The sequence below is a fragment of the Streptomyces sp. S.PNR 29 genome (genome assembly GCF_030386795.1).
In the GTDB taxonomy this organism is placed as follows: Bacteria; Actinomycetota; Actinomycetes; order Streptomycetales; family Streptomycetaceae; genus Streptomyces.
Window position 1 is genome coordinate 733,639 of the sequence record NZ_JANUQM010000002.1, and the last position, 17,676, is coordinate 751,314.

The window sequence follows — 17,676 nt, forward strand, 5'->3', positions numbered from 1 at the left end:
TTGTACGAGACCGCCGTCGCGCCCGTATATACCGGGGCCCCGCCCTCCAACACGACCCCACCCCCGCGAATGTCGGGATATGGGCAACGTCTACAGTGGCGTGGTACGCGCGAGCCTTTACCGCTGCTTCACACGGGGAGGCTCGCTGGGATGTCTCTGTAGGGGTGTGCGTGACGGCCGTTGAATCCCGTCCAGCGGGGGTGCTCGGGACGAGCCAGAGCCCGGCCCACCGGCCGTTCGGGGCCCGTGTCAAGGCGTTCGTGGCATTGACCAAGCCGCGGATCATCGAGCTGCTGCTGATCACCACTGTCCCGGTGATGTTCCTCGCCGAGCAGGGTGTGCCGGACCTGAAGCTGGTGCTGCTGACCTGCGTCGGCGGCTACCTCTCCGCGGGCGGCGCCAACGCGCTGAACATGTACATCGACCGCGACATCGACGCGCTCATGGACCGCACCTCGCAGCGCCCGCTGGTCACCGGCATGGTCAGCCCCCGCGAGTGCCTCGCCTTCGGCATCACGCTGGCGGTCGTCTCGACGCTGCTGTTCGGCCTCGCCGTCAACTGGCTGTCGGCCTGGCTGTCCCTCGGGGCGCTCCTCTTCTACGTCGTCGTCTACACGATGATCCTCAAGCGCCGTACCTCGCAGAACATCGTGTGGGGCGGCATCGCGGGCTGCATGCCGGTGCTGATCGGCTGGTCGGCGGTGACGAACTCGCTGTCGTGGGCGCCGGTGATCCTCTTCATGGTCATCTTCTTCTGGACGCCGCCGCACTACTGGCCGCTGTCGATGAAGGTGAGGGACGACTACGCGCGCGTGGGCGTGCCGATGCTGCCGGTCATCGCCGGCAACAAGGCGGTCGCCAAGCAGATCGTGATCTACAGCTGGGTGATGGTCGCGGTCTCGCTGCTGCTGACCCCGCTCGGCTACACCGGCTGGTTCTACACGCTGGTCGCGCTGGCCGCGGGCGGCTGGTGGCTGTGGGAGGCGCACGCCCTGCAGAACCGGGCGAAGGCCGAGGTGACCGGCGCGAAGCTGAAGGAGATGCGGCTGTTCCACTGGTCCATCACCTATGTGTCGCTGCTGTTCGTGGCGGTGGCGGTGGACCCCTTCCTCCGATAACGGTTCCTCCGGTAACGGGTTGTCACGGGCGGGGTGCGTGGTCAAGGCCACGCACCCCGCCCGTCGCCGTTTGATCTACCCGTCGGTAGCATCCTGACCATGGCAGACACGCAGCAGGTTGACGCGAAGGCCGAGCGCAAGGTGACCCGGCTCGCCAAGCAGATCACGGCCTTCTCCAAGGCACATGGCGGAGCCGAGGGCCAGGTCGCCTACCTCGGCGAACGCGGCGCCCGTATCGTCCTCGTCGGCGAGGACGGCGGCTGGGGCGACCTGGTCGCGCCGAGCTACGAGATCGCCGAGAAGGCGGTGGAGAAGTCCGGGATCACCGTCCACGAGGCCTTCGACGGCGAGTTCGCGGCAAAGGTGAGGACCGGGCCGTACGAGTGGACGCGCATGGCCGGGATCCAGGTGGGCGGGCCGAGCAACACCTGACGGCGGGTTCACCCGTTAGGACCGGTAGGGACCGTAAGGAGGACACGGTCCTGGGACGCGGTCCAGTGACGGGGAGCCCGGATGATCGAAACGCCGTCCCTCGTGGACCAGTACTGCCACGGTGTACTGAGAACGGAACTGGGCCTCGGCACCTTCGAGGCCCAGCTGGCCCGCACCGAGGGCCCGCCCGCGCCGGGCACGACGCTCTTCGACACGCAGACCGGGTTCGCGGTACGCCGCTGGTGCCCGCCGTTGCTCGGCCTGGAGCCACACTGCTCGCCGGCCCGCTATCTCGCCCGGCGCCGGGAACTCGGCATCCTGGAGGCGGGCCGCAGGCTGCTGCGCGGCAGCGGCATCACGACGTACCTCGTCGACACGGGCCTGCCCGGCGACCTCACCGGACCGGCCGAGATGGCCTCCACCGGGGACGCCGTCGCCCACGAGATCGTCCGCCTGGAACTGCTGGCCGAGCAGGTCGCCGACACCTCCGGCACCGTCGAGTCCCTCCTCGCCAACCTCGCCGAGGCCGTGCACACCGCCGCCGCGCACGCCGTGGCCTTCACCTCGGTCGCGGGCGTACGGCACGGGCTGGCGCTCGCCCCGGAACCGCCGGAGCCGGGCGAGGTGCGCGGGGCCGCCGGCCGCTGGCTCGCCGGACGCGAAGTCGGCGGGGAGCTGAGCGACCCGGTGCTGCTCAGGCACCTGCTGTGGATCGCCGTCGCCTCGGGCCGGCCGCTGCAGCTGCACGCGGGGCTGGGCGAGCCGGGCCTGCGCATCGACCGTACGGACCCGGTGCTGCTGACGGACTTCGTCCGGGCCACGGCCGGCCTCGGCACCGACCTCGTCCTGCTGCACGGCTACCCGTACCACCGCCACGCCGCCCACCTCGCCGGCGTCTTCCCGCACGTGTACACCGACTCCGGCGCCGCCCTGGTCCGCACCGGCGCCCGGGCCGCGACCGTCCTCGCGGAGATCCTGGAGCTGGCCCCCTTCGGCAAGATCCTCTTCTCCAGTGGGGCCCAAGGGCTGCCCGAGCTGCACGTGGTGGGGGCGCGGCTGTTCCGCGAGGCCCTGAGCCGGGTGCTCGGCACCTGGGTCGCCGAGGGGGCGTGGTCGCTGACGGACGCCCAGCGGGTGGCCGGGATGATCGCGTCGGAGAACGCGCGACGGGTCTACGGGCTGAAGTGAGCCGGGTCAGGCCTTCGTCAGCGTCGCCTCGGCCGCCTGGCCCGGCACGTCCACCGTCACGTACGGACGTTCCCGCAGGGACAGCAGCACGCGCATGACAGCGATCCACATCACGGCCGAACCCAGCATGTGCAGGCCCACCAGGACCTCGGGAAGGTTCGTGAAGTACTGGACATAACCCAGCACTCCCTGCGCGAGCAGGATCAGGAACAGGTCGCGGGTCCGGCTCAGCGGACCGCGCGGCGCGTCCACCGCCTTGAGGACGAACCACAGCGCGAACGTCAGCGTCACCACGATCCAGGCCAGCACGGCGTGGACCTTGGCCACCGTCTCCCAGTCGACCGGCATCCGCTCGACCTCGCTGGAGTCGCCCGCGTGCGGGCCCGCACCGGTGACCACCGTGCCGACCAGGATCAGCAGCACGGAGGCGGCCACCAGGAACCACACCAGCTGCTGCACGGCCTTCCCGACCAGCGGGCGCGGCTCCCCGTCGCCCTCACGGGCGCGCTGCCACATCACCACGGCGACCGCGATGAGCGCCGAGGTGGCCACGAAGTGGGCGGCGACCGTGTACGGGTTGAGGCCGACCAGCACGACGATGCCGCCGAGCACGGCGTTGCTCATCACGATCCAGAACTGTGTCCAGCCCAGCCGGGTCAGGCTGCGCCGGTACGGCTTCTCGGAGCGCGCGGCGATGATCGCCCAGCCGACGGCGGCGCACAGCACGTACGTCAGCATGCGGTTGCCGAACTCGATCGCGCCGTGGAAGCCCATCGCGCTGGTGGCGGTGAGGGAGTCGGCGGTGCACTTGGGCCAGGTCGGGCAGCCCAGGCCGGAGCCCGTCAGCCGTACGGCACCGCCGGTGACCACGATGACCACCGACATGACGAGCGCGGAGAGGGCCGCCCGCTGGACCGTCCGGGGGGCCGGGGTCCAGCGTTCGGCGATGAAGGCGAGGGGGTTGCGCACGGCGGCTGCGGCGTCCGCGCGGGTCACGTTTGGCACGCGGTCCATCGTAAGCCGACGCTTGTGCACGCTTTCACGAGGGGCCATGGAGCCTCACTCCCAGCGGAAGAACGTCCCGGCCGCGGCCAGCCCCACGACCGCCCACCCCGCGAGAATCCCCAGGTCGCCCCACGGTATCCCCGCCCCGTGCAGCAGTACGTCCCGCAGTCCGTCCGACAGCGCGGAGATCGGCAGCAGGCCCAGCACGCTCTGCGCCGCGTCCGGGAACCTGTCCAACGGGACGATCACACCGCCGCCGACGAGCAGCAGGATGAAGACCAGGTTGGCCGCGGCCAGCGTCGCCTCCGCCTTCAGCGTGCCCGCCATGAGCAGGCCGAGCCCGGAGAACGCCGCCGTACCGAGGACCAGCAGCAGGAGTACGGCGAAGGGGTTGCCGTGCGGCGACCAGCCCAGCGCGAAGGCGATCACCGTCAGGAGGACGACCTGGAGTACCTCGGTGACCAGCACGGACACCGTCTTCGCGGTCATCAGCCCCCAGCGGGGGAGCGGGGAGGAGGCGAGCCGCTTCAGGACCCCGTACCGGCGCTCGAAGCCGGTGGCGATGGCCTGCCCGGTGAACGCCGTCGACATCACGGCGAGCGCGAGGATGCCGGGAGCGAGGAAGTCCACCGCCTCCCCGGCGCCGGTGTCCACGATGTCCACGGTGCTGAACAGCACCAGCAGCAGCGTGGGGATCACGACGGTCAGCAGCAGCTGCTCGCCGTTGCGCAGCAGCATCTTCGTTTCGAGCGCGGCCTGGGCGGCGATCATGCGGGGCAGGGGCGCGGCACCCGGCCGCGGTGCGTAGGTGCCGGTGGTCACGAGCGCAGCTCCTTGCCGGTGAGCTCCAAGAACACGTCTTCGAGGGTGTGCCGCTCGACGGAGATCTTGTCCGGCATCACCCCGTGCTGCGCGCACCAGGACGTCACCGTCGCGAGCAGCTGTGGGTTGACCTTGCCGACGACCCGGTACGAGCCCGGCGTCAGTTCGGCCGCCGAGCAGTCGGCGGGCAGGGCCTTCAGCAGCGACCCCACGTCCAGGCCGGGCCGGCCGCTGAAGCGCAGGGTGTTCTCGGCGCCGCCGCGGCACAGGTCCTCCGGGGAGCCCTGGGCGATGACCCGGCCGGCGTCGATGATCGCGACGTCGTCGGCGAGCTGCTCGGCCTCGTCCATGTAGTGGGTGGTGAGGATGACGGAGACACCGTCGGCGCGCAGGTCGCGTACCAGGTCCCAGGTGGCGCGGCGGGCCTGCGGGTCGAGGCCGGCGGTGGGCTCGTCCAGGAACACCAGCTCCGGGCGGCCGACGACGGCCATGGCCAGCGCAAGCCGCTGCTGCTGGCCGCCGGAGAGACGGCGGTACGTGGTGCGGCCGCAGCCGCCGAGCCCGAGGCGCTCGATGAGGGCGTCCACGTCCAGCGGGTGGGCGTGCAGCCTGGCGACGTGCCGCAGCATCTCGTCGGCCCGCGCGCCGGAGTAGACGCCGCCCGACTGCAGCATCACGCCGATGCGGGGCCGCAGCTCAGCGGACTGTCTCACCGGGTCGAGGCCCAGGACGCGCACCGTGCCGGAGTCCGGCTTCCGGTACCCCTCGCAGGTCTCGACCGTGGTCGTCTTGCCCGCCCCGTTGGGGCCGAGCACGGCGGTGACTCCCGCCCGGGCCACCAGGTCGAGCCCGTCCACCGCGGTCTTCGTGCCGTACCGCTTCACCAGGGCCTGGACCTGGACCACGGGCTCACTTCGCATGGGTCCAGAGTCTAGGTACGCGGGCGAGGGCTCAGACGGGCGGGTGCAGGAACTCCTCCTCACGGGGCCGGTGCAACGCCAGCCACCGCTCCGCGTAGGCCACCGCGTCCGCCACGGGGAACAGCCGCGCATCGGCCGCGCCCGCCTTTCCCCGTACGACGGGACGGTCCCGCTCGAAGTCGTGCCCCAGTTCGTCGAACCGCTCCGGGCTGACCGCCACCTCGGTCACGGTTTCCCATCCCGCCGGTCCGGGCCGCCCCACCTTCACCAGCGGGGACGGTATCCGGTACTCGGCCAGGTGGAAGCTCGTGCAGGAGTCGTAGCCCGCGCCGAGCAGGAGGACCCGGGCGCCCAGCCGCTCCAGCTTCGCGAGCGGGCTCCGCTCGCCCAGCCGGCAGTCGGTCGCGTGCCCTTCGATCACCTCCGCCGCGCGCGGGCCGACGGCCGCGAACGACGTCTGCGGATGCGCGCTGCGCAGCGCGCCGGGCCAGGTGCGCACGGTCTCGGGGATCACGCCGACCCCGCGGGTGGGTGTGATCAGCGGGTCGTAGGCGGGCATGGTGGCCCGGATCGTCTCCCACCACTCCTCGGGCACCGGCGGATTGCTCCACAGCGCCGGGTCGGACAGGTCGCCCGACTGGGTGGGGACGACCAGGGTGCCGTCCGGGCCGAGCGCGTCGAGCAGTGCCTGGACGACCGCGACGGCGCCTCCGTTGACCCAGCCGAGGGAACTGAGCGAGCTGTGCGCCAGGAGGACCTCGCCGGGCCTGACGCCCAGGGTGCGCAGTTGCTCGCAGAGTGTGCGGCGCGTGACGAGCGGGCCGGTCGGGAGCGGTGTGGGCATGGTGGGGGAGTGTCCCGTAAGCGGTGGCCGCATGCCACCGGTTTGATCGATCAAAGATCGTTCCCGCAGGTCAGGTTAGGTGTGCCTAAGTGACGTAGGGCACCACCCGTCGGGCCGGACGCGGCTTGCCCGCTTTCCGGGAATTACGCAACAATGGCGTTGTGAAAAACGTCGGCCACGCTCAGGAAGAGCTCGCGACCGGGGAGCGCTCGACGCGCAACCGGGTCGCGCGGTCCATCCTGGATCACGGGCCGTCCACCGTCGCCGAACTCGCCGACCGCCTCGGCCTCACCCAGGCGGCCGTGCGCCGGCACCTCGACGCCCTGGCGGGCGACGGTGTCGTGGAGGCACGGGAGCGGCGGGTCTACGGTGCGCGCACGCGCGGCCGGCCGGCCAAGGTGTTCGCCCTGACCGACTGCGGACGCGACGCCTTCGACCAGTCGTACGACAAGCTCGCCGTGGACGCCCTGCGCTGGATCGCCCAGCAGGAGGGCGGAGAGCAGGCGGTCGCCGCCTTCGCCCGCGCCCGGATCGCCGCGCAGGCGGGCTCGTACCGCAAGGCCGTCGAGGCCGCGGACCCGGACCAGCGGACCGAAGCGCTGGCCAAGGCCCTCAGTGTGGACGGGTACGCTGCTACGGCGCGTAGCGCCCCGGTCGGCGAACAGCTCTGCCAGCACCACTGCCCGGTCGCCCACGTCGCCGAGCAGTTCCCGCAGCTGTGCGAGGCCGAGACGGAATTTTTCGCCGAGCTCCTCGGTACGCATGTGCAGCGACTGGCGACCATCGCGCACGGCGACGGCGTCTGCACGACGTTCATCCCCAAGATTTCCCACAACGCATCTGCAAGCACGGCCGGGAGGAACCCCGCATGACTCTCCCCACGGAGACTGCCCACCCTGAGCTGGAGGGCCTGGGCAAGTACGAATACGGCTGGGCCGACTCCGACGAGGCCGGTGCCGCTGCGAAGCGCGGTCTGAACGAGGACGTCGTCCGCGACATCTCCGGCAAGAAGTCCGAGCCGGAGTGGATGACGAAGCTGCGCCTCAAGGGCCTGCGGCTCTTCGAGAAGAAGCCCATGCCGAACTGGGGCTCGGACCTGTCGGGCATCGACTTCGACAACATCAAGTACTTCGTGCGCTCCACGGAGAAGCAGGCGGAGTCCTGGGAGGACCTGCCCGAGGACATCAAGAACACGTACGACAAGCTCGGCATCCCGGAGGCGGAGAAGCAGCGCCTCGTCGCCGGTGTCGCCGCGCAGTACGAGTCGGAGGTCGTCTACCACCAGATCCGTGAGGACCTGGAGGAGCAGGGCGTCATCTTCCTCGACACCGACACCGCGCTGAAGGAGCACCCGGAGCTCTTCAAGGAGTACTTCGGGACCGTCATCCCGGCCGGTGACAACAAGTTCGCCGCGCTGAACACCGCCGTGTGGTCCGGCGGCTCCTTCATCTACGTCCCGCCGGGCGTGCACGTCGAGATCCCGCTCCAGGCCTACTTCCGCATCAACACGGAGAACATGGGCCAGTTCGAGCGGACCCTGATCATCGTCGACGAGGGTGCCTACGTGCACTACGTCGAGGGCTGCACCGCTCCGATCTACAAGAGCGACTCGCTGCACTCCGCGGTCGTCGAGATCATCGTCAAGAAGAACGCCCGCTGCCGCTACACGACCATCCAGAACTGGTCGAACAACGTCTACAACCTGGTCACCAAGCGCGCCGTCGCCTACGAGGGCGCGACCATGGAGTGGATCGACGGCAACATCGGCTCCAAGGTGACGATGAAGTACCCGGCCGTCTACCTGATGGGCGAGCACGCCAAGGGCGAGACCCTGTCGATCGCCTTCGCGGGCGAGGGTCAGCACCAGGACGCCGGCGCCAAGATGGTCCACATGGCCCCGAACACGTCCTCCAACATCGTGTCCAAGTCGGTGGCGCGCGGCGGCGGCCGTACCTCCTACCGCGGTCTGATCGAGATCGGCGAGGGCGCTCCGGGTGCGAAGTCCAACGTGCTCTGTGACGCTCTGCTCGTCGACACGATCTCCCGCTCCGACACGTACCCGTACGTGGACGTCCGCGAGGACGACGTCTCCATGGGCCACGAGGCGACCGTCTCCAAGGTCTCCGAGGACCAGCTCTTCTACCTGATGAGCCGCGGTCTGAGCGAGGACGAGGCGATGGCGATGATCGTGCGCGGCTTCGTCGAGCCGATCGCCAAGGAACTGCCGATGGAGTACGCGCTGGAACTCAACCGGCTGATCGAGCTGCAGATGGAGGGCGCGGTCGGCTAACACCGGCCGAGGGCGGCCGCCGCGCCGCCCGCCGTCCCCGTCAGCCCCCTTACGTCAACGAAAGCGAGCACTACGACAGCCATGGCTGAGGCTCAGAACATCCCGGTGGGCAGCACCACCGCCGGCTCGATCGCGGTGGCCGCCGAGTCGACCGTCGCCACGCGTATGAGCGCGCCGCCCTCTTTCGACGTGGCGGACTTCCCGGTCCCGCACGGCCGTGAGGAGGAGTGGCGGTTCACGCCGCTGGAGCGGCTGCGCGGCCTGCACGACGGCACCGCGGTCGCCACCGGCGACGGTGTGAAGGTCGACGTACAGGCCCCCGAGGGCGTCACCGTCGAGACCGTCGGCCGCGACGACGCGCGGCTCGGCAAGGCGGGCACCCCGGTGGACCGTGTCGCGGCCCAGGCGTACTCCGCCTTCGAGAAGGCCTCGGTCGTGACCGTCCCGAAGGAGACCGTCCTCACCGAGCCGATCCGCATCGCCGTGCACGGCGAGGGCGGGGTCGCCTACGGCCACCAGGTCATCGAGCTGGGCGCCTTCGCCGAGGCCGTCGTCGTCATCGACCACACCGGTGACGCGGTGCTCGCCGCGGGCGTCGACTACCTCCTGGGCGACGGCGCCAAGCTGACCGTCGTCTCCGTCCAGGACTGGGACGACAAGGCCGTGCACACCGCCCAGCACAACGCGCTGGTCGGCCGGGACGCCAGCTTCAAGTCGGTCGTCGTCACCTTCGGCGGCGACGTCGTACGGCTCCACCCGCGCGTGACGTACGCGGGTACCGGCGGCGAGGCCGAGCTGTTCGGCCTGTACTTCACCGACGCCGGCCAGCACCAGGAGCACCGGCTCTTCGTCGACCACAACACCCCGCACTGCAAGTCGAACGTCGTCTACAAGGGCGCGCTCCAGGGCGACGACGCGCACGCGGTGTGGATCGGCGACGTGCTCATCGAGGCCAAGGCCGAGGGCACGGACACCTACGAGATGAACCGCAACCTGGTTCTGACCGACGGCGCCCGTGTCGACTCGGTCCCGAACCTGGAGATCGAGACCGGTGAGATCGTCGGCGCCGGCCACGCCTCCGCGACCGGCCGCTTCGACGACGAGCAGCTCTTCTACCTGATGGCCCGCGGCATCCCGGAGTACGAGGCCCGCCGTCTGGTGGTCCGCGGCTTCTTCGCCGAGCTGGTCCAGCAGATCGGCGTCCCGGACATCGAGGAGCGCCTGATCGCCAAGATCGAGGAGGAGCTGGAGGCGTCGGTCGCATGAGCCGCGCATTCGTACGCGTCTGCGGACTGGGCGAGCTGGAGGAGGACACCCCGAAGCGGGTGGAGCTCGACGGCACGCCGCTGTCCATCGTGCAGACGGAAGGCGAGGTGTTCGCGATCCACGACATCTGCTCGCACGCCAACGTCTCGCTGTCGGAGGGCGAGGTGGACGACTGCCACATCGAGTGCTGGCTGCACGGCTCGCGCTTCGACCTCCGCTCCGGCAAGCCCGACGCCCTCCCCGCGACGCGCCCCGTCCCCGTATACCCCGTAAAGATCGAAGGGGACGACGTGCTCGTCTCCCTCACCCAGGAGTCCTGAGGCACCCATGGCAACGCTTGAAATCCGAGACCTGCACGTCACCGTCGAGGCCGACAACGCCACGAAGGAGATCCTCAAGGGCGTCGACCTCACCGTGAAGCAGGGCGAGACGCACGCCATCATGGGCCCCAACGGCTCGGGCAAGTCGACCCTCGCCTACTCCCTCGCGGGTCACCCGAAGTACACGATCACCAGTGGCACCGTCACCCTCGACGGCGAGGACGTCCTGGAGATGTCCGTCGACGAGCGCGCCCGCGCCGGTCTGTTCCTGGCGATGCAGTACCCGGTCGAGGTCCCCGGCGTCTCGGTCTCCAACTTCCTGCGCACCTCCGCCACCGCCATCCGCGGCGAGGCCCCGAAGCTGCGCACCTGGGTGAAGGAGGTCAAGGAGGCCATGGAGCGCCTCAACATGGACCCCTCCTTCGCCGAGCGCAACGTCAACGAGGGCTTCTCCGGCGGTGAGAAGAAGCGCCACGAGATCCTCCAGCTGGAGCTGCTCAAGCCGAAGGTCGCGATCCTCGACGAGACCGACTCGGGTCTGGACGTCGACGCGCTCCGGGTCGTGTCCGAGGGCGTCAACCGCGTCCGCGAGACCGGCGAGGTCGGCACCCTGCTGATCACGCACTACACGCGCATCCTGCGCTACATCAAGCCCGACCACGTCCACGTCTTCTCGGCCGGCCGCATCGTCGAGTCCGGCGGCGCCGAGCTCGCCGACAAGCTGGAGGAAGAGGGCTACGAGGCATACACGAAGGGTGGCGTATCCGCGTGACACAGCTGCCGGGCCTCCTCGACACCGAGGCGCTCCGCAAGGACTTCCCGATCCTGGACCGCGTCGTCCACGACGGAAAGAAGCTCGTCTATCTCGACAACGCGGCGACCTCGCAGACCCCGCGCCAGGTCATCGACGTGCTCGACGAGTACTACGAGCAGCACAACGCCAACGTCCACCGTGGCGTGCACGTCCTCGCCGAGGAGGCCACGGCGCTGTACGAGGGCGCGCGTGACAAGGTCGCCGCGTTCATCAACGCGCCGAGCCGCGACGAGGTGATCTTCACCAAGAACGCCTCCGAGTCGCTCAACCTCGTGGCGAACATGCTGGGCTGGGCCGACGAGCCCTACCGCGTGGACTCCGAGACCGAGATCGTCATCACGGAGATGGAGCACCACTCCAACATCGTGCCGTGGCAGCTGCTGGCGCAGCGCACGGGCGCGAAGCTGAAGTGGTTCGGCCTGACCGACGACGGCCGTCTCGACCTGTCGAACATCGAGGAGATCATCACGGAGAAGACGAAGATCGTCTCCTTCGTGCTGGTGTCCAACATCCTCGGCACGCTCAACCCGGTCGAGGCGATAGTCCGCCGGGCGCAGGAGGTCGGCGCGCTGGTCTGCGTCGACGCCTCCCAGGCGGCGCCGCACATGCCGCTGGACGTGCAGGCCCTGCAGGCCGACTTCGTGGCCTTCACCGGCCACAAGATGTGCGGCCCGACCGGCATCGGCGTGCTCTGGGGCCGCCAGGAGCTGCTGGAGGACCTGCCTCCGTTCCTCGGCGGCGGCGAGATGATCGAGACGGTGTCGATGCACTCGTCGACGTACGCTCCCGCCCCGCACAAGTTCGAGGCGGGCACCCCGCCGATCGCGCAGGCGGTCGGACTGGGCGCGGCGATCGACTACCTCGACTCGATCGGCATGGACCGGATCCTCGCCCACGAGCACGCGCTCACCGACTACGCGGTGAAGCGGCTGGCGGACGTCCCCGACCTGCGCATCATCGGCCCGACCACGGCCGAGGACCGGGGCGCGGCGATCTCCTTCACGCTCGGTGACATCCACCCGCACGACGTGGGCCAGGTCCTTGACGAGCAGGGCATCGCCGTCCGGGTCGGTCACCACTGCGCCCGCCCGGTCTGCCTGCGGTACGGAATTCCTGCGACCACGCGAGCGTCGTTCTATCTGTACTCCACGCCGGCGGAGATCGACGCGCTGGTCGACGGCCTGGAGCACGTACGGAACTTCTTCGGCTGACGGGACGAGCGATCGCATGAAGCTGGACTCCATGTACCAGGAAGTCATCCTGGACCACTACAAGAACCCGCACGGGCGGGGCTTGCGGGATGGCGACGCCGAGGTGCACCACGTGAACCCGACGTGCGGCGACGAGATCACCCTGCGTGTGAAGTACGACGGCACGAAGATCGAGGACGTCTCCTACGAGGGCCAGGGCTGCTCCATCAGCCAGGCCTCGGCCTCCGTGCTGAACGAACTCCTCGTCGGCAAGGACCTGGCCGACGCGCGGAAGATCCAGGAGACCTTCCTGGAGCTGATGCAGTCCAAGGGCAGGATCGAGCCCGACGACGCGATGGAGGACATCCTGGAGGACGCGGTGGCGTTCGCCGGGGTGTCCAAGTACCCGGCCCGGGTCAAGTGCGCCCTGTTGAGCTGGATGGCCTGGAAGGACGCGACGGCCCAGGTGCTGGGCGGAGCCGACGCCGAAAGGAAGACGGCATGAGCGACACCGTGGAGATGAAGCCGGTCTCGGAGGAGGAGCTCCGCGAGGCCCTGATGGACGTCGTCGACCCCGAGCTGGGCATCGACGTCGTCAACCTCGGCCTGATCTACGGCATCCACATCGACGACGAGGCGAACGTCGCCACCGTCGACATGACCCTGACCTCGGCGGCCTGCCCGCTGACGGACGTCATCGAGGACCAGGCCAAGTCCGCCACGGACGGCCTCGTCAAGGAACTCCGCATCAACTGGGTCTGGATGCCGCCGTGGGGCCCCGACAAGATCACGGACGACGGCCGCGAGCAGCTGCGGGCGCTCGGGTTCAACGTCTGACACCCACCGGCCGGTATGAACGGCGACGTCCCTCGGGGGCGTCGCCGTTTCTCGTACCCTCCCCTTGAGGACGACTCAGGCCAGCCCGTCCACCAGCTGGAACGCCGAGTCCGCGAGGTAGAGGCCGGAGTGCTGGTACGGGTCGAGGCGGAGCTGGAAGTTCTGGTGGCGCAGGAAGCGGCCGGGGTAGTTCACCGACTCCAGCATCACCGCCCCGGAGTGGGGTGCGGCACGGGGGCAGAACGTGGCGTCGCGGCGGAAGACGGACGAGTCGTCGTCGTGTTCCGCGCGCAGCACGAAGGAGCGGTGGCGGAGGTAGGCGCCGTCGGCCGTGGCGAACGAGTAGCAGGAGGCGTCGGACAGGCCCTTGACCAGGGTGAAGGTGGCGTCCTGCCGGGCCTGGTCGGAGCCGGCCGGGTCGAGCCTGACGTAACCGCCGCTCACATGCCAGTAGCGGTCCGGGTAGTTGACCGAGCGGACCGACTTGTGGACGGCCTCGGGCTTCGGCTTCTTGGCGGAACTCTCCTTCGGTGCGGGGGCCTTCGACGGCTTGGCGGAGGGCGAGGCCTTGTGGGTGGGCCGGCCGGAGGAGGGTGCCGCCGTGGTGGGCCGGGCCGACGGAGCGTGGGGCTTCGCGGTGGGCGTGGCCGAGTCGGTGGCGAAGAAGATCAGGCCGGGTACCGTCGTGGCGGACTTGGGTTCCGGTACCGGCGGTGACGCCTTGTCAGTGGGCGTGCGCGTGACCAGGAGCGCGGTCGTGCACGCCGCGACCGTGGCCAGGGCCAGAGCGCCGGCCAGCCAGAGCCGCCGGGTTCCGGGTATGTGGGAGGTGTCGGGAGCCCAGCCGTTCTCCCATGGCTGGGAGGGAGTGGGCCGGGGGTCCTTCTCTGGCATGCGCTGTTCCTTCGGCGGCGCGCGCGTGGCTACGGCCAACGGCTGCCGCTGGTGTTGTGAGGGTTCGGTAAAGAGTGGTGACACAGTAGTAGACGAGGTGACTTACCAGTAGCTGTTTGGGTCAGCGGTTTCCACATTGCGATCTCGCCGGGTCAACCGTCCTCTGCTGGCGGCGCTCGGGCATCAGCTGCCCCTCCAGGCGGGCAAGGGCTACAGCTTCTCCGTCGGCCTCGACCCGGCGCCCCGGCACACCCTGTACTTCGGTGAGCGCCGGGCCGTGGCCTCACCGATACCACGCGCATCGGCGGGACGATGGAGCTGAGCGGCAACAACAACCGCCTCGACTGGCGCCGCGTCGTCGCCGTCGCCCTCGCGACCCGGCACTACCTGGGCCGCTGATTCGACGACCCGGACGACCTGGTGGGCCTGACCGGCTCGCCGAGTACGTCCGCACGGGCCGCCGCCCGGGGTCCCTCGCGCCCTTCGGCTTCGACCGGCTGGGCGGCTGAACCGGCGGTGCGCACGGCCGTACGGGCCGGGACGCAGGTGTGCACGGCCGTACGGGCCGGAACGCGGGTGTGTACAGGTGTACACATCGATGTGTACACTCGTACATATGGGATACCTGCTGCTCGCCGGAGCCATCGCCGCCGAGGTGGCCGGGACGACCGCCATGAAGTACAGCGACGGGTTCAGCAGGCTGTGGCCGTCGCTGCTGACCCTCCTCGGCTACCTCCTGTCCTTCGCACTGCTGGCGCAGACGCTGAAGACCCTCTCGGTCGGCACGGCCTACGCGATCTGGGCCGGCGTCGGCACCGCGGCCATCGCCACGATCGGGATCATGTTCCTGGGGGAGGGGGTGACCGTCGCCAAGGCCGTCGGCATCGCGCTGATCATCGTCGGTGTGGTGGTGCTCAACCTGGGAGGAGCGCACTGATGCCCCGGCGCTACGACCCCGAGCGGCGGCAGCGGATCATCGACGCGGCGATCCGGGTCGTGGGGGAGAAGGGGCTCGCCGGGCTGAGCCACCGCTCCGTCGCGGCCGAGGCCGATGTGCCGCTCGGCTCCACGACGTACCACTTCAAGACCCTCGACGAGCTGATGGTCGCCGCGCTGCGGCAGGCCAACGAGGGCTTCGCCAAGGTGGTCGCCTCGCGCGGCGGCCTGGAGGACCCGCGCACCGACCTGGCCGCGGAACTGGCCGGCTGGATGGGGGAGTGGCTCGCGGGGGAGCGCACCGGGGTCGAGCTGGAGTACGAGCTCTACCTCGCCGCCCTGCGCCGCCCCGCCCTGCGTCCGGTGGCCGCCGAGTGGGCGCGGGACCTGGCCGACCGGCTCGCCCGGCGCACGGACCCGGTCACGGCACGGGCGCTGGTCGCGCTGATGGACGGCATCTGTCTGCAGGTGCTGCTGACGGACGTGCCGTACGACGAGGCCTACGCGCGGGAGGTGCTGGCCCGGGTCATCCCCGAGCGCTGAGCCGGCGGACCGTCGCCAGCGCCGCGTCCACGCTTCCCGTGACGTCGGTGACCGGGAACTGCACATCCCGGACGACCCGTTCGCGGTCGACGACCAGCGTCAGCCGTTTGAGCCGGCTCACGCCCGCCGCCCGGAACGTCGGCAGCCGGAGCGCGGCGATCAGGGACAGCCCGGCGTCGGAGAGCAGGGGGAAGCCGAGCCGCTCCTGCTCGGCGAAGGCGCGCTGCTCGTCGGGGCGTTGGGTCGAGACCCCGTGCACGGTGGCGCCCGCGGCGGTGAACTCGGCGAGCCGGTCCCGGTAGGTGCAGGACTCCAGGGTGCAGCCGGGGGCGCCGGGGATGTCCGCCCAGCCCGGCGGACAGGCGTCGGCGCGGGCGAAGGCGCCGGGGAAGCAGTACAGGACCGTGTACGGCGTGTCCGGCGCGACCGGGTCGCGCGGTTCCCCCTCGTGGTCGGGCAGGTACAGCTCGGGGATCCGGGCGCCCGGCAGTTCGTGGACCCGCCGGGCCTCCGTGGAGGCCTCCGCCGCCGTGGCCGTCGTGCTCCCGTCGCCCAGGATCCAGGCGTCACCCCAGTCCTGGAGCGCCACCAGGACGGGGAGCAGCGCCCGGCCGCGCGGAGTGAGGCGGTACTCGTGGCGCACGGGGCGCTCCTGATACGGCACGCGCGTGAGCACCTCCGCCTCGACGAGCAGGCGCAGCCGCTCCGTCAGCACCTTCCGGGACAGGCCCAGTTCGCGCTGCAGCTCGTCGAAGCGGTGCACTCCGCGGGCGGTGTCCCGCACGATCAGCAGGGTCCACCAGTCGCCGACGACGTCCAGGGCCTGTGCGATGGCGCAGGTGGAATCCTCCAGGCTCGTCCTGCGGGCCATGACCCTCGTCCCTTCGTTCACCTCGACCGCCGTCGGTTCCGTCGGCCGTTGACCCGAGGCTGTCATGCTGACATAGTCAGTTCCCAAAATGAACTCACTGGACGGGGGGAACGGGTGGGAGCGCTGAGGGACGTGCCGCGTACGGTGTGGCTGCTGGCCTGCGGCACTTTCGTGAACAGCGCCGTGAGCGTCGGCTTCGCCTACCTGTTCCTCTACCTGACCGGCCAGCGCGGGCTGGGCGCGGGCGAGGCGGGCCTGATCAGCGGCGTCGGGGGAGTCGGGCTGGTCGCGGGGAACTTCACCGGCGGCTGGTTCGGGGACCGGTTCGGGCACCGGCGCGTGCTGCTGACGGCCGCCGCCGCGGCGGGGGCGCTGCTGGCGGCCGTGCCCGTGCTGCCGACGCTCGCGCTGTACGCCGTACTGCCGCTCGCGGAGTACGCCGCCGGCGTGCAGCGCGCCGCGAACTCCGCGCTCGTCGCGGTCGTCGTGCCCGAGGGGGCGCGGCGGCAGGCGTTCGCCCTGGTGCGTACGGCGGGCAACGGCGGGTTCGCCGTCGGGCCCGTACTCGGCGCGCTGGTCGCCACACGGCTGTCGTACGACTGGCTGTACGTCGCCGAAGGGCTCGGTGGCCTCGGCTTCGCCTGCTGGACCGCCCGGGTGGTTCCGGCACGGGGAGCCGGCCGGACGAAGCCGGGCCGGGGTGGTGTGTGGCCGGCGCTGCGGGCGCGCCCGGCGGTGCTGGTGCTGCTGGCGGCGATCCTGGTCGTCGACGTCGTCTACCGTCAGCAGTACTCGACGTTCCCCGTCTTCCTCGCAGGCCACGGGCTCGGCGTGGGCGTGTACGGGGCGCTGCTCGCGGTCAACGGCGCTGTGTGCCTGTGCCTGGAGCTGCCCGCCGCGCTCGCCCTGCGCCGCCGGTCGCCGCTGCACATCGTCGGCACCGGGCTGCTGCTGGTCGGCGCGGGGTACGGGGTGCTGCTGCTCGGGGCGGGCCTCGGGACGGCCGTCGCGATGATGGTGCTGCTGACCCTGGGCGAGCTGCTCTACAAGACGACCGCCACCGCGTACGTCGCCGATCAGGCGCCGGAGCATGTCCTCGGGCGTTTTCAGTCGCTGTACTCCGGCGTGTCCATCAGCGGGATGGTGCTGGCGGCGCCGCTCGGCGGGGCGGTGTACGAGGCGGCGCCGGGCGTGTTGTGGCCGGTCTGCGCGGGTCTGGCGGCGGCAGCCGGGGGTGCTGTGCTGGTGAGCGGGCGGTGGAGGCGGTCCGGGACCGGCGTGGCGCAGGGTGCCGTGCCCCTGACCGGGCCTCGCCCGGAGGTCACCACCGCCGCGCCCCGCGCCGACGGGTGACCGTCGGTCCCGCCCGCCACGTGAGACACCCCG

The 17,676-nt window shown here is 70.6% G+C and carries 20 protein-coding genes; 14 read left to right on the top strand and 6 right to left on the bottom strand.

What is annotated here, in order from left to right:
• Positions 1-164: 164 nt before the first annotated feature.
• From NW895_RS07970 to NW895_RS07980, 3 genes are all read left to right on the top strand, one after another.
• Positions 165-1,118, top strand: a complete 954-nt coding sequence (locus NW895_RS07970; RefSeq protein WP_289934619.1) for a heme o synthase — start codon at positions 165-167, stop codon at positions 1,116-1,118.
• Positions 1,119-1,217: 99 nt separating this feature from the next.
• The gene (locus NW895_RS07975) at positions 1,218-1,550 is read left to right on the top strand and encodes a hypothetical protein (protein ID WP_289934620.1); all 333 of its coding nucleotides are present in this window, start codon (positions 1,218-1,220) and stop codon (positions 1,548-1,550) included.
• Between the two features lie 81 nt (positions 1,551-1,631).
• Positions 1,632-2,738: an amidohydrolase family protein gene (locus NW895_RS07980; protein ID WP_289934621.1), complete on the top strand. Its 1,107-nt coding sequence runs from the start codon at positions 1,632-1,634 to the stop codon at positions 2,736-2,738.
• A gap of 6 nt (positions 2,739-2,744) precedes the next feature.
• Here the strand turns inward: NW895_RS07980 and NW895_RS07985 are convergent, their stop codons facing one another.
• From NW895_RS07985 to NW895_RS08000, 4 genes are read right to left on the bottom strand one after another with little or no spacing between them, the layout of a single operon-like run.
• Entirely contained in the window at positions 2,745-3,752 is a 1,008-nt protein-coding gene (locus tag NW895_RS07985) for a COX15/CtaA family protein (protein WP_289934622.1), read from the bottom strand.
• Positions 3,753-3,797: 45 nt separating this feature from the next.
• On the bottom strand, positions 3,798-4,514 hold the full coding sequence (locus NW895_RS07990; protein ID WP_289934828.1) for an ABC transporter permease: 717 nt from the start codon (positions 4,512-4,514) through the stop codon (positions 3,798-3,800).
• Positions 4,515-4,561: 47 nt separating this feature from the next.
• A complete protein-coding gene (locus NW895_RS07995) occupies positions 4,562-5,485 on the bottom strand; it encodes an ABC transporter ATP-binding protein (protein ID WP_289934623.1) in 924 nt (307 codons plus the stop codon).
• 31 nt (positions 5,486-5,516) lie between these two features.
• Positions 5,517-6,329, bottom strand: coding sequence for an AAC(3) family N-acetyltransferase (locus tag NW895_RS08000; RefSeq protein WP_289934624.1), 813 nt, complete (start codon positions 6,327-6,329; stop codon positions 5,517-5,519).
• A gap of 161 nt (positions 6,330-6,490) precedes the next feature.
• Between NW895_RS08000 and NW895_RS08005 the strand changes: the two genes are divergently transcribed.
• The 8 genes from NW895_RS08005 to NW895_RS08040 all read left to right on the top strand — a co-directional run bounded on the left by NW895_RS08005 (position 6,491) and on the right by NW895_RS08040 (position 13,046).
• Complete coding sequence (locus NW895_RS08005; RefSeq protein WP_289934625.1) at positions 6,491-7,201, top strand: ArsR family transcriptional regulator; 711 nt, start codon at positions 6,491-6,493, stop codon at positions 7,199-7,201.
• Positions 7,198-8,619, top strand: coding sequence for a Fe-S cluster assembly protein SufB (gene sufB, locus NW895_RS08010; RefSeq protein WP_289934626.1), 1,422 nt, complete (start codon positions 7,198-7,200; stop codon positions 8,617-8,619). The genes NW895_RS08005 and sufB overlap by 4 nt, the downstream gene beginning before the upstream one ends.
• An 81-nt stretch (positions 8,620-8,700) precedes the next feature.
• Complete coding sequence (gene sufD, locus NW895_RS08015; protein ID WP_289934627.1) at positions 8,701-9,885, top strand: Fe-S cluster assembly protein SufD; 1,185 nt, start codon at positions 8,701-8,703, stop codon at positions 9,883-9,885.
• Positions 9,882-10,205, top strand: a complete 324-nt coding sequence (locus NW895_RS08020; RefSeq protein WP_289934628.1) for a non-heme iron oxygenase ferredoxin subunit — start codon at positions 9,882-9,884, stop codon at positions 10,203-10,205. The genes sufD and NW895_RS08020 overlap by 4 nt, the downstream gene beginning before the upstream one ends.
• Before the next feature lie 7 nt (positions 10,206-10,212).
• On the top strand, positions 10,213-10,977 hold the full coding sequence (gene sufC, locus NW895_RS08025; protein ID WP_289934629.1) for a Fe-S cluster assembly ATPase SufC: 765 nt from the start codon (positions 10,213-10,215) through the stop codon (positions 10,975-10,977).
• Positions 10,974-12,230, top strand: a complete 1,257-nt coding sequence (locus tag NW895_RS08030) for a cysteine desulfurase (protein WP_289934630.1) — start codon at positions 10,974-10,976, stop codon at positions 12,228-12,230. Before sufC ends, NW895_RS08030 begins: the two co-directional genes overlap by 4 nt.
• Before the next feature lie 16 nt (positions 12,231-12,246).
• Positions 12,247-12,714, top strand: coding sequence for a Fe-S cluster assembly sulfur transfer protein SufU (gene sufU / locus NW895_RS08035; RefSeq protein WP_289934631.1), 468 nt, complete (start codon positions 12,247-12,249; stop codon positions 12,712-12,714).
• Positions 12,711-13,046, top strand: a complete 336-nt coding sequence (locus NW895_RS08040; protein ID WP_289934632.1) for a metal-sulfur cluster assembly factor — start codon at positions 12,711-12,713, stop codon at positions 13,044-13,046. The genes sufU and NW895_RS08040 overlap by 4 nt, the downstream gene beginning before the upstream one ends.
• A gap of 75 nt (positions 13,047-13,121) precedes the next feature.
• On the opposite strand, the gene NW895_RS08045 is transcribed toward NW895_RS08040, so the two are convergent.
• Positions 13,122-13,940: an AbfB domain-containing protein gene (locus tag NW895_RS08045; RefSeq protein WP_289934633.1), complete on the bottom strand. Its 819-nt coding sequence runs from the start codon at positions 13,938-13,940 to the stop codon at positions 13,122-13,124.
• 616 nt (positions 13,941-14,556) lie between these two features.
• On the opposite strand from NW895_RS08045, the gene NW895_RS08050 reads away from it, so the two are divergent.
• Complete coding sequence (locus NW895_RS08050; RefSeq protein ID WP_289934634.1) at positions 14,557-14,877, top strand: multidrug efflux SMR transporter; 321 nt, start codon at positions 14,557-14,559, stop codon at positions 14,875-14,877.
• The gene (locus NW895_RS08055; protein WP_289934635.1) at positions 14,877-15,419 is read left to right on the top strand and encodes a TetR family transcriptional regulator; all 543 of its coding nucleotides are present in this window, start codon (positions 14,877-14,879) and stop codon (positions 15,417-15,419) included. Before NW895_RS08050 ends, NW895_RS08055 begins: the two co-directional genes overlap by 1 nt.
• Here NW895_RS08055 and NW895_RS08060 read toward each other — a convergent pair.
• Positions 15,403-16,290, bottom strand: coding sequence for a winged helix-turn-helix transcriptional regulator (locus tag NW895_RS08060; RefSeq protein ID WP_289934636.1), 888 nt, complete (start codon positions 16,288-16,290; stop codon positions 15,403-15,405). The genes NW895_RS08055 and NW895_RS08060 overlap by 17 nt on opposite strands.
• A gap of 114 nt (positions 16,291-16,404) precedes the next feature.
• Between NW895_RS08060 and NW895_RS08065 the strand changes: the two genes are divergently transcribed.
• Positions 16,405-17,643: an MFS transporter gene (locus NW895_RS08065; RefSeq protein ID WP_289934637.1), complete on the top strand. Its 1,239-nt coding sequence runs from the start codon at positions 16,405-16,407 to the stop codon at positions 17,641-17,643.
• Positions 17,644-17,676: the final 33 nt, after the last annotated feature.